This window comes from Candidatus Enterococcus huntleyi (assembly GCF_009933175.1).
GTDB classification, from domain to species: Bacteria; Bacillota; Bacilli; order Lactobacillales; family Enterococcaceae; genus Enterococcus_K; species Enterococcus_K huntleyi.
Map to the genome: position 1 here is coordinate 16,873 of NZ_MAEJ01000006.1, position 10,608 is coordinate 27,480.

Below are 10,608 nucleotides of genomic sequence, written 5' to 3' on the forward strand. Positions count from 1 at the left end.
TGATTCTAAAATTGCGATATGGATTTCCCTTTCACTTCAGTAGAATGCCACTCGACTACCGCAAAATGATCATTGGATAGTTCTGCTACTTTATTGATCCAAGTAACCTCGCTTTGAGCACGAGCTCTTAATACGTCATTCGTTGTACCACTTGTTAGCATACTATTGTTTATGACCCACCAAGTATGAGCGATTTTAGCACGATCTAAATCTTCTTGTAGGCGCATAGATTCATAGACGGGTGTATTTTCAGGTAAAGTAACCATGACCACTTCTGTTTGTTCTGGATCTTGTAAGACTGGCAACAGTCTACGAACGGACTCAGGAACTTCACCAGAAGTTCGTTCCACTTCTTTAGCATAGCTTTGAGAGGAATCCAATAGCAATAAAGTGTGTCCAGTTGGGGCGGTATCTATGACAACTACATCGCAGTCAACTGTAGCAACAATCTCTGCAAATCGTCTGAAAACGGCAATTTCCTGAGTACAAGGCGAGCGTAAATCTTCTTCAACATAGTCCAATTCCTCAGAAGACATAGTCTTACGTGCTTTAGATAAAACTTCTTCCTTATAGTCCTGTAATTCTTTTTTCTCGTCAATATGACTCATTTTAATGTTTTCCGATTCAGTGATTACAAATTCCAAATGAGCGGCAGGGTCTGTTGTTGCTAAATGAACTTTTTTCCCTTTAGCTGCCAATCCTGTTGCTAGTGTAGCAGCAATCGTAGTTTTACCAACCCCACCTTTACCCATAGTGAAAACAACTTTTTTATTTGTGCGATCTAATTCATCCACAATGTGTTGTAACTTAGGGTAATCCATTACTTCTGGAGCTTCTACAACGGCATTTGTTTGATCTGATGTTAAGAGTAACCGCAAGTTTTCAACGCCTGTTACGTTATATGAGCGTAATGGAACAATAAATGTTGGAAATTGTTTCAAATTTTCAGGCATATTTTTTAACGTTAATTGTTGTTCATCATAAATTTTTTGAGAAATGCTATCTGTCGGTCTTTCTAATAAACCATTAATAATTAATTGTTGATTTAACACACCGATTTCTTTTAATTCTTCAGAAGCTCTATTCGCTTCTACCAGTGGTCCATTTTGTGGACGTGTCACTAACATTAAGGTTGTTTTTGTCCCCTCTGATAGTGTATCTACTGCGTGCTTATACATTTCTTGCTTATCGCCAAGTCCTGAAAGCTGACCCATACAGGAAACACCAGTAGTGTTTTCATCTAAGAAGTTACTCCATGCAGAAGGCAGTTGCAACATTCTTAATGTATGTCCCGTAGGGGCAGTATCAAAAATAATGTGATCATATTGAGCTTCAACTTCTGGATTCGTTAAAAATCCAGCAAATTCATTAAAAGACGCAATTTCAACAGTGCAAGAACCTAATAATTGCTCTTCCATGTTAGCTACAGCTGAATCTGGCAAAATCCCTCTATACGGTCCAACAACGCTTTCCATATAGTCACGTGCAGCAGTGATAGGATCAAAATTCGCTACAGTTAACCCTTTCACTTCTGGAATTTCTAAGCCATTATTTGTTAACTCTTTCTCAAAAACATCTTGTAAATTACTAGCAGGATCCGTACTCACTAACATAACGTTCTTCCCACTATCCGCTAAAGAAACTGCAGTAGCACAAGCTGTAGATGTTTTTCCTACTCCGCCTTTACCAGTAAAGAAAAGATATTTTGTAAGGTTTAATTGTTCTGGTTGATAATTTTTCATCAGTTAAAATCCTCCTAACAACATCCTGAGTTTGGTCCGCAACTGCCACCGTCATTTGATTCCATTGGGACAAATCTAACTCCTGTAAAAGCTGTTATTTCTTCCATTGAAGGGTATTCTCCAAATTTAACTACTTCACCATTTAATAGTGTTGCTGGCAACGCATCAGCGCCCTTTTCTTGCAATAATTTACTCATTTGTTCGTTTTCTACAAATGTTTGAGGATCACTAGATAAATTGTATCTTTTAGCTTGAAACCCCTCCAAGGTATCTAAAGCGTTCATAACTGAAGTAATTTGTAATAAGTCTTCATTTACAGCTGGTCCACATACACCTGTGCTACAGCACATTGCTGGTTCAAATAATGCTAATTCTGTCATAATTTTTTTGCTCCTTTGTAGAGAATTTATTTTGACACTAAGACATAGACAATTGTCTATGTATAATATAGAACTTTATCTATCTATAGTCAATAAAAAATAATTTTGAGTAATTGTACTAGCTTAAATTCCTGCGCCATCTCTAAGAGTACCTCTGATTAGCAAAAAAATAACCTCAAAATATCAAGGTTCTGAATACATGATTCTATGTAATTTCATGTATCGAATTATATTACTTAGATAATGCGCCAATCTGTTAGTACAAAAAAAAGACAACGAGTTTTAATCGCTGTCTTTTTTTGTACTAACAATCAAACTATTTATTAATTAAATAAACTCAATACAGTTTGAATCGTACCATTTTCGATCAATATATAAATTCCTAAGCTAATAAACACTATAGGAACAAGGATTCGTTCATATTTTTCTAAGGTTTCGGAAACAAAAGAAATCTTGGCTAATTTGTAACTGATATAGCAAAGACCCGCAACAGAAATAGCAAATACGATTAGAGCGGTGACAATCTCTGAAAAAGATAACGAGGCAAAGTAAGGAATATAAATCCCTAAGTTATCGCCACCAGAAGCAATTGTTATTAAGGCAACGGTCCAAAAGAAGCGGTTTGTTCCTCTTGATTCAAGCTTTTCAACGACTTCCTCTTCTTCTTCCTCCTCTTCGCCAACCAATGCCACTCTGATTCCTAAGAAAATCGGAATTAGACCGAGAAGCCCAATGATCCAATCTTGCGGAATGAAATTCAGCACATATGCTGCAAATAAACTTACGGCTACTAAGATACCTGTTCCTAGATATTGACCCCAAAAAATCTGACGGAGCCCTTTTTTTGTATGACTTTGAGAAAAAATAATCAGCAAGATAAACAAATAATCAATGCTGGTAGAAATATAAACAGCGATAGCTGAAAAAATACTTTGTAACAAAATAACTTCCTCCAAACTAAGATTTCATAGATAGATTTTCTGATAACTTTAAAAAAACATGAATAGCGGAAAGGATGTCTTCATTCGCTAAAGAGTAATAAACTACTTTTCCATCTTGACGTGATTTTGCCATTCCATGTTTTTTTAAAAAACGTAAATGGTGTGACGTTGTAGCAACGCTAGCAGTAAGTATTTCTGCTAAATCACAGACACACATTTCCTTATAGGTTTCTAAAGCATAGAAAATTTTAATTCTAGAAGAATCGCTGAAACATTTACCTAACACAAGTAAATTTGAAAAATCTTTTTGATCCAATTTATTTTTTATTACAGTTACTTTTTCTTTATGTACGATAGTCACTTGGCAAACGTTTTCCATTCATCTCACCTCACATTCAAACGATTATTTGAATGAAGTATACCTATTTGATCACTCTTTTGTCAATCTACCTTAATTCCAATACACTATTATAAGCAATTTCCTGTATTCACAACATCTTTGACGTACTTAAACAAGTACGTTACAATAGTAAAAAAGATGTTAAAGGGAGGAATAGCTTATGTCTATCGTAAACCCTAGCCAAGCTAGAAAAGTCTTTTATCAACTATTGAAAGACGTCAACAAAACTAACGAACCCATTTATATCTCTGGCAAAAACGAAGAAAGTGAAGCAGTTATGGTCAGTAAAAAAGACTGGGACGCAATTCAAGAAACATTATACCTTCAATCTGCTGGCGTAGCAGATGTGATCCACCAGCGTGAACAAGAAAATGAGTTTGTTGCATTGGAGGATATCGATTGGGATACTCTGTAAAATTAGCAAAATCAGCTACAAAAGACCTGAAACATTTAAAAGGGGCTCATTTAGATCAAAAATTTAAAAATCTCATGGAAGTTTTAAAGGAGAATCCGTTCCAAAATCCCCCGCCTTATGAGAAATTAGTCGGAAATTTAAAAGATAAATATTCACGTCGTTTAAATATTCAGCACCGGGTGGTTTATTCGGTGGATAATGACGCCAAAGAAGTCATTATTTGGTCTACTTGGACGCACTATGAAAGATAGAAAAAACTTTTTAAAAAGTTTTTTCTATCTTTTTTGACTAAAAATATGAGATAAAAACAACCTTGCTAAAGCAATTTTCTCGATACACTACTTTATACAATTTCATGTGTTACAACTTAATAGGAATTTAAATTTTATTATTAGATTTTTTAATCATTCACACGAAAATTAATTTTATAAAGAGCATACTCTATACTCTTATTTTTTTTTCAAGAACTCAAAAAAGCGGAAACTCCCAGAATTTTAAATCTGGGAGTTTCCGCTTTTGTCATTTCAAGGATGGACTATTGTCCCAGCCTCTTCTAGTTTATTCTTAAGATATTTTTACTGTCTCTGCAGGTGCTGATACTTCTTTTTATTCTTTTCGACCTTTCAACTTATACTTCATTAATCTCATGGCATTGAAAATTACCACCAGGATACTACCTTCATGAACCAACATTCCGATAGACATATTCATCCATTCGCTGAAGAAGACGCTGGTCAACAAGACCAACACTACTCCAATTGAAATCGCGATATTTTGTTTCATATTATTTGCGGTGGCTTTTACTAATCCTAATGCGTGAGGCAAGTTGCTGAAGTTCGAGTTCATTAAAACGACATCGGATGTTTCAATCGCTACGTCCGTTCCGCTTCCCATTGCGATTCCAATGTCTGCTAAAGCTAAGGACGGACTATCGTTAACGCCATCTCCAACAAAGGCTACAATTTGACCACGTTGTTGAAGTTTTCCGATATAAGCCGATTTGTCTTCCGGCAACATGTGGCCGTGAGCTTCGGTCAAACCAAGTTCACCGGCGACCACATCAACGGTTCCTTGGTTATCTCCTGAAAGAACGACTAGATTTTCCACGCCCAAGTCTTTTAATTCCTGCAAATTAGCTTTCACACCCGGACGGACTTGATCGCGAATGCCCATCAGTACTTTTAATTCACCGTCGACCGCTGTCAAAACGAGAGAGTTCCCTTGTTGTTCAAACCGTTTGACATCTTTTTGCACTTTTTTGCTGAGAGTGACATTTTCTTTTTCCATCAAGGCCACATTCCCAACAGCCACTCTATGTCCAGCTACACTTGAAACGATTCCGCCGCCTTTCACGACTTCAGTTCCTTCAACAGGATAAAAATTTGTTTCTCCAATTTGATTTAAGACCGCTTTTGCTAATGGATGATCTGATTCCCGTTCCACACTGGCCAGATAGCCAAGCGTTTCAGCAGGATCTTTTTCATACAGTTCAGTCGCTGCAACGGTTGGGTTTCCGACAGTTAAAGTACCTGTCTTATCAAATACAATTGTATCCACATTGCTGAAGTCTTGAATGACTTCACTCCCTTTTAAAAGAACACCGTTACGAGCACCATTCCCAATACCGGCAACGTTTGAGACAGGCACTCCGATAACTAATGCGCCTGGGCAACCTAGAACCAAGATGGTGATTGCTAACTCAATATTTTGACTGAACGCCCATACAACAATTGCCAGAACCAAGACAGCTGGTGTGTAGTATTTAGAAAAGCGATCAATGAACCGTTCCGCTTCGGATTTAGAATCTTGTGCTTCTTCCACGAGTTCAATAATTTTTCCAAATGTGGTGTCCTCACCAACTCGGTCAGCTCTGATTTGAATCGTTCCGTTTTCTAAAATGGTTCCTGCAAAAACTTCTGCATCAGCTAGCTTGTTGACCGGAACAGCTTCACCTGTAATGCTAGCTTCATTGATATGCCCTTCACCCGTAAGGACTGTACCATCTACTGGAACTTTCGCACCCGTTTTAACGAGCAAGATATCCCCTTCATCTACATCATCCACTTCTACTTCTTCAAATTCGCCATTATCCATTTGTTTCAAGGCGCTTTCGGGTGCCATTTCAGTCAATTCTTTGATAGCAGATCGCGTTTGGTTCAATGTTCGTTGTTCCAAGTAGTGTCCGAATAAGAATAAGAACGTGACAATAGCCGATTCTTCATAATTTTGAATAAAAAGCGCACCAATCGCTGCAATACTGACTAAAACATCAATACTGATGACTTTGACTTTCATTGCTTGAAACGCTTGAATGGCAATTGGCATAATCCCAAAGACAGAGGCGATGATCAAAGACCACTCTGAAAGTCCTACGTTTTCTAAAACAAAGTGACTGAAGAAACCGAGTACGATTAACAATCCACTGATGACGGTGATAACATTTTTCTTGCTTAATATATATTGTTGCATGCTTTTTCCCTCCAAATTTAATTTCTCTTTTATTGATAAACACAGTATAAGATAATTGCCCAAGTAATTAATTGACTGACATCAAGTTTAGAAAGTTCTCTTTTATCGTTTCTAAGCACCTCGAATCGGATTGCAACAAAAAAAGCAATCCTGGAAAAATAGCTTTTCTTCCAGAATTGCCTAGTTCATTTAATCTGTTAAGCAGCCTTGACTTTTGCTTTAAGGACCGGATAGCCTACGTTTTCGATAGCTTTTTGAATCTCTTCAATCGAAGTGACAGCTGAATCAAAATTGGTTTTGACTTTGCTGGAGTTGAATAATACTTTAATGCTGTCTTTATCAATACCGTTAACTGATTTCACGGCACCTTCAATTTTTTGCATACAACTTGGACAAGACAACGTTTCTAATTGCAATATAGCTTTTTCCATAATTCCTATCTCCTTTATGTGTTTTTATTTTATCGGCAGCAGATTAATGAACACTGCCTTTTCCTCTTTACAACTGTAGTATAGCTCCCTTTTAGCAAACGAAAATTGACGCATATCAAGTTTTGCACTTCTTTTTATCTTTTTGCTCAATTCACCATCTTAATAGTCTTTTTCTGCCCCTTATTGCCATCAGAATAATAAGAAATTGGTGGATAATCTTGTCTGCGTATAAACCATACTACAATCGCGCCAATAAACAGGGCCAGAGACAAGGCTTGCGAAACGCGGATCCACTCGCCAATCCATAAACTGTCCGTTCGCATACCTTCAATGAAGAACCGACCCACTGAGTACCACAAAACGTAACTCAAAGCGACTTCTCCTTGACGCAAAAGCTGTTTTCGGTTCCGTATAGTGACGATGAGGACAAAGCCCAACAAACTCCACAATGACTCGTATAAAAAAGTCGGATGGTAGTAGGTACCATTGATATTCATTTGTTCAATGATAAATTCAGGTAAATAAAGATTTTCCAAGAATTGACGAGTAACCGGTCCACCATGAGCTTCCTGATTCATAAAATTGCCCCAACGACCAATGGACTGGGCTAACAATACATTGGGCGCTAAAATATCAAGAACGAGTGCCAAAGAAGTACCTTTTTTCTTTGCATACCAATATAGCGTACCCCCTCCTGCAATCAATCCCCCATAAATCGCAATGCCGCCATTCCAAATCGCAAGGATTTGTCCTGGATTTTGCAGATAATAACCAAGTTCAAATAACACATAATAAAGCCGAGCGCCGAGGAGTCCAATCGGAATTGCCCATAAGGCCATATCGATAATGGTATCCTCTTCCAGTCCTTTTTTCTTTGCTTCCTTGGTGCTCAACTGGAGAGCCGCTAATATGCCCGCTGCAATAATGACTCCATACCAATGAATCACAACAGAACCAATCTCCACCGCATGGGGATTCAAAACGCCTAATACGAATTCCATTCTATTTGCTCCATTTCTTCAATTTTTCGCGTCATTCTAGTCATGGTGATGCTGAACAAGATTCCGGCTAAGCTCCATGGAAACCAAACAGTGAATACACTTTTATCTCCCTGGTCACTCGCTTCGTAATACGCCACTTTTCCGTGTCCGATTACGCCGGCTCCTTTTACAACTTCCTCTTCTTTTTCCATAGCTAACCTATCTGCCTCAACAACGTTAGACGTTTTTGCTTCGCCGCCAATCGTGTTCTTGGTGAAAGGGACGACAAAGAATGCACCCGCTGCTGACAACGTGATGGCAACTATCACCCAAAAATAATGCACATTCACCCCTACTTATTTTTACGTTTTGTTCGACAACCCTATCTTAAAGAAAAATAAAACAAAAAAACTTGAGGGTTATCATGTTTGTGCTTTTATTTTTCCAATGAATGAAGGTCGTTCTGTCTTAAAAAAGCCAAAAACGGACAGATGGAAGCAAAAGCACTGAGTTCTGTCCCGTTGTTAATGAAGAGCGACAGAACACCAACGTGTAGAAAAAAGTGTGTCCGATTATTCGCTGTAAAGCAATAAATCATCTAAATCCTGAATCTTGATCCTTTTCCCAGACAGCTGTTGAATCAATCCCTCGTCCTCCAATTCTCCAAATTTGCGACTGATGGTCTCAGGTGTCGTTCCTAAATAGGAAGCAATGTCCTTTTTTGCCATCGGCAGGGTGATGGTGGGAGAGTTGCCCATTTCAGGTTCCACATTTTCTGCCAAAAACAAAACTAAACGGGTAATGACACTCTCCACGGCTACTTGTGTCGTTTGACGTTCTGAACTTTCTAACCGTTTAGACATTTCCGCCAATAGTTTTAAAGAAATAGCTGGGTATTGTTCCAGAAAATCTTGGACATCTTTTTGCTGAATCATACAGACAACGGTATCTCGGGTTGCTTCGGCATATTCCTCGTGTACTGCATCCGGGTTGAACAAGGTCCATTCTCCGGTGAAATCACCAGGGTTCAAGATCCGCACTAGCTGCTCTTTGCCAGAGTCTGCCAATCGATAAATACGGATTTTCCCACGATTGATAATATATAAAGTATCCTCTTTTTCTTGTGAACGAAACAGAAACTCTCCTTTTTGATACTGTTTCGTGTGGGCTTTTTCAGCAATGTAATTCATCGCGCTATCCTCTAAGTGATTGAATATTGGAACCAAGCGGATACAGGCTGCGTGGTCGCCAATTTCATGATGGGTATGTTTAGTCAATTCATTCTCCCCCTTTATTTATTTTGTTTATATTCGCCGCTTTTATTATATAAGTCTCTTACTACAAAAAAATTGATGCACATCAAGAAAATGGAAAAAGGACTGGAAAGAATTGGTTCTATAATATATAGTGTTGGTGGAAGATTTTCGAATCTTCTCCCAACACTATTTTTGTAAGCAAATAAATAGAAAGAGAGATAGCCAAATTGATAGAATTGAATCACCACAACACAATCATCAAGGAGGATATCTCTCATGGACTATCATACTAAAAAATTACTTGGTTTAACAGACAAAAACTTTCAATTTCCAGAAAATTGGTTAGAATCGCGGACAATCAATCATCTGACCACGCACTTTATCCATGCTAGGCTTGATTACACCCCAAAGGCTTGTTCCAAGTGTGGGATAAAAAATGAAGGTCAAATTATTAAGAATGGCACACATAAAACAAAAGTTCAATTGCTTCCATTGCGTTCAGTCCCAACCTTTTTGTCTCTGAAAAGAACGCGCTTTTTATGTAAAGAATGTGGAGCTACCTTTAATGCCAAGACTCCTCTCGTCGAGGAGAATTGTTACATTTCAAGGGAATTAAAACAAAAGATCGCCATGGACCTTGCTCGAAATTCCAGTAGAAAAGATATTGCTCGTCAGTATTTTGTTTCCGATGTTACGGTGATGCGTGTGATGAAGGAGTGCGTTAAAACCTTTAAACCAAATTGGAACTTTCTTCCGACTGTCTTATGTTTTGATGAGTTTAAAGCCATGAAATCTTGTGAAGGGAAAATGAGTTTTGTTTTTATGGACGGTCAGACACGCAAGCTTCTGGGCGTATTAGAAAGTCGCCGTTTGGCGTATCTTCGTACCTATTTCTATCACTATAGCCGCAAGGCTCGTTTAAAAGTGAAATACATTGTCACAGACATGAACGCTCCTTATTTTGAATTAGCGAAAGACCTTTTTCCAAATGCCCAAATCGTAACAGATCGATTTCATATCATCCAACAAATCACTCGGTCACTGAATCAATTACGCATTCAAACCATGAATCGTTATCAGAAAACTGATTCGCTGAAGTATTCGCGTTTGAAACGTTTTTGGAAATTATTTTTGAAAGACTCAAATTCCTTAGATAGCTCAAATTACCGCTATAATCGTTCGTTTAAACGACCAATGACTGGAAAAGCGATTGTCGATGAGCTATTAACTTATGACCACACGCTAAAGCTTGCCTATGAAACGTGTCAATACCTGATGTATTACTTCAAACAAGGCAAAAGTAGACACTTTTTTGATCTTATTTATTCGCTAGATAACCGTTTGCCTAAATGGTTTCGCAAGAAACTAACCTTCTTCAAAAAGTACAAAAAAGGAATTAAGAATGCCCTTTCTACAAACTATAGTAATGGCCCTTTAGAAGGAACTAATAATAAAATAAAGGTTATTAAACGAGTGGCTTATGGCTATCGAAACTTTGCAAATCTACGTGACCGCATCTATTTAGTTCAAGGCTTAATTTTTGAAGACGTTAAAGACAACAAAAAGAAGCTCCAGCTAAGCAAAGCTGCTTAAC

The 10,608-nt window shown here is 37.8% G+C and carries 12 protein-coding genes; 3 read left to right on the plus strand and 9 right to left on the minus strand.

Annotated elements, in window-relative coordinates:
- Positions 1–5: 5 nt before the first annotated feature.
- The 4 genes from arsA to BAU15_RS04590 form a co-directional block, all read right to left on the minus strand.
- On the minus strand, positions 6–1,742 hold the full coding sequence (gene arsA / locus BAU15_RS04575; protein ID WP_161841581.1) for an arsenical pump-driving ATPase: 1,737 nt from the start codon (positions 1,740–1,742) through the stop codon (positions 6–8).
- Positions 1,743–1,756: 14 nt separating this feature from the next.
- On the minus strand, positions 1,757–2,122 hold the full coding sequence (gene arsD, locus BAU15_RS04580; protein ID WP_161841582.1) for an arsenite efflux transporter metallochaperone ArsD: 366 nt from the start codon (positions 2,120–2,122) through the stop codon (positions 1,757–1,759).
- A gap of 323 nt (positions 2,123–2,445) precedes the next feature.
- On the minus strand, positions 2,446–3,063 hold the full coding sequence (locus tag BAU15_RS04585) for a CadD family cadmium resistance transporter (RefSeq protein ID WP_161841583.1): 618 nt from the start codon (positions 3,061–3,063) through the stop codon (positions 2,446–2,448).
- Positions 3,064–3,079: 16 nt separating this feature from the next.
- Positions 3,080–3,442, minus strand: a complete 363-nt coding sequence (locus BAU15_RS04590) for an ArsR/SmtB family transcription factor (protein ID WP_087059233.1) — start codon at positions 3,440–3,442, stop codon at positions 3,080–3,082.
- A 181-nt stretch (positions 3,443–3,623) separates the two neighbouring features.
- Here BAU15_RS04590 and BAU15_RS04595 point away from each other — a divergent pair, with 181 nt between their 5' ends.
- Positions 3,624–3,878, plus strand: coding sequence for a type II toxin-antitoxin system Phd/YefM family antitoxin (locus tag BAU15_RS04595; protein ID WP_010620828.1), 255 nt, complete (start codon positions 3,624–3,626; stop codon positions 3,876–3,878).
- The gene (locus tag BAU15_RS04600; protein WP_161841584.1) at positions 3,863–4,129 is read left to right on the plus strand and encodes a Txe/YoeB family addiction module toxin; all 267 of its coding nucleotides are present in this window, start codon (positions 3,863–3,865) and stop codon (positions 4,127–4,129) included. Before BAU15_RS04595 ends, BAU15_RS04600 begins: the two co-directional genes overlap by 16 nt.
- A 355-nt stretch (positions 4,130–4,484) precedes the next feature.
- On the opposite strand, the gene BAU15_RS04605 is transcribed toward BAU15_RS04600, so the two are convergent.
- The 5 genes from BAU15_RS04605 to BAU15_RS04625 form a co-directional block, all read right to left on the minus strand.
- Positions 4,485–6,347 carry a heavy metal translocating P-type ATPase gene (locus tag BAU15_RS04605; RefSeq protein ID WP_161841585.1) on the minus strand — a complete coding sequence of 621 codons (1,863 nt, stop codon included), beginning with the start codon at positions 6,345–6,347 and terminating at the stop codon, positions 4,485–4,487.
- Between the two features lie 197 nt (positions 6,348–6,544).
- Positions 6,545–6,778, minus strand: a complete 234-nt coding sequence (locus tag BAU15_RS04610; RefSeq protein WP_003103602.1) for a heavy-metal-associated domain-containing protein — start codon at positions 6,776–6,778, stop codon at positions 6,545–6,547.
- Between the two features lie 146 nt (positions 6,779–6,924).
- A complete protein-coding gene (gene lgt, locus BAU15_RS04615) occupies positions 6,925–7,779 on the minus strand; it encodes a prolipoprotein diacylglyceryl transferase (RefSeq protein ID WP_003109035.1) in 855 nt (284 codons plus the stop codon).
- The gene (locus BAU15_RS04620; protein WP_003102891.1) at positions 7,764–8,102 is read right to left on the minus strand and encodes a hypothetical protein; all 339 of its coding nucleotides are present in this window, start codon (positions 8,100–8,102) and stop codon (positions 7,764–7,766) included. The genes lgt and BAU15_RS04620 overlap by 16 nt, the downstream gene beginning before the upstream one ends.
- 228 nt (positions 8,103–8,330) lie before the next feature.
- Positions 8,331–9,035, minus strand: a complete 705-nt coding sequence (locus tag BAU15_RS04625) for a Crp/Fnr family transcriptional regulator (protein ID WP_002292156.1) — start codon at positions 9,033–9,035, stop codon at positions 8,331–8,333.
- Between the two features lie 255 nt (positions 9,036–9,290).
- On the opposite strand from BAU15_RS04625, the gene BAU15_RS04630 reads away from it, so the two are divergent.
- Positions 9,291–10,607, plus strand: coding sequence for an ISL3 family transposase (locus BAU15_RS04630; RefSeq protein ID WP_161841586.1), 1,317 nt, complete (start codon positions 9,291–9,293; stop codon positions 10,605–10,607).
- The last annotated feature ends 1 nt before the right edge of the window (position 10,608 follow it).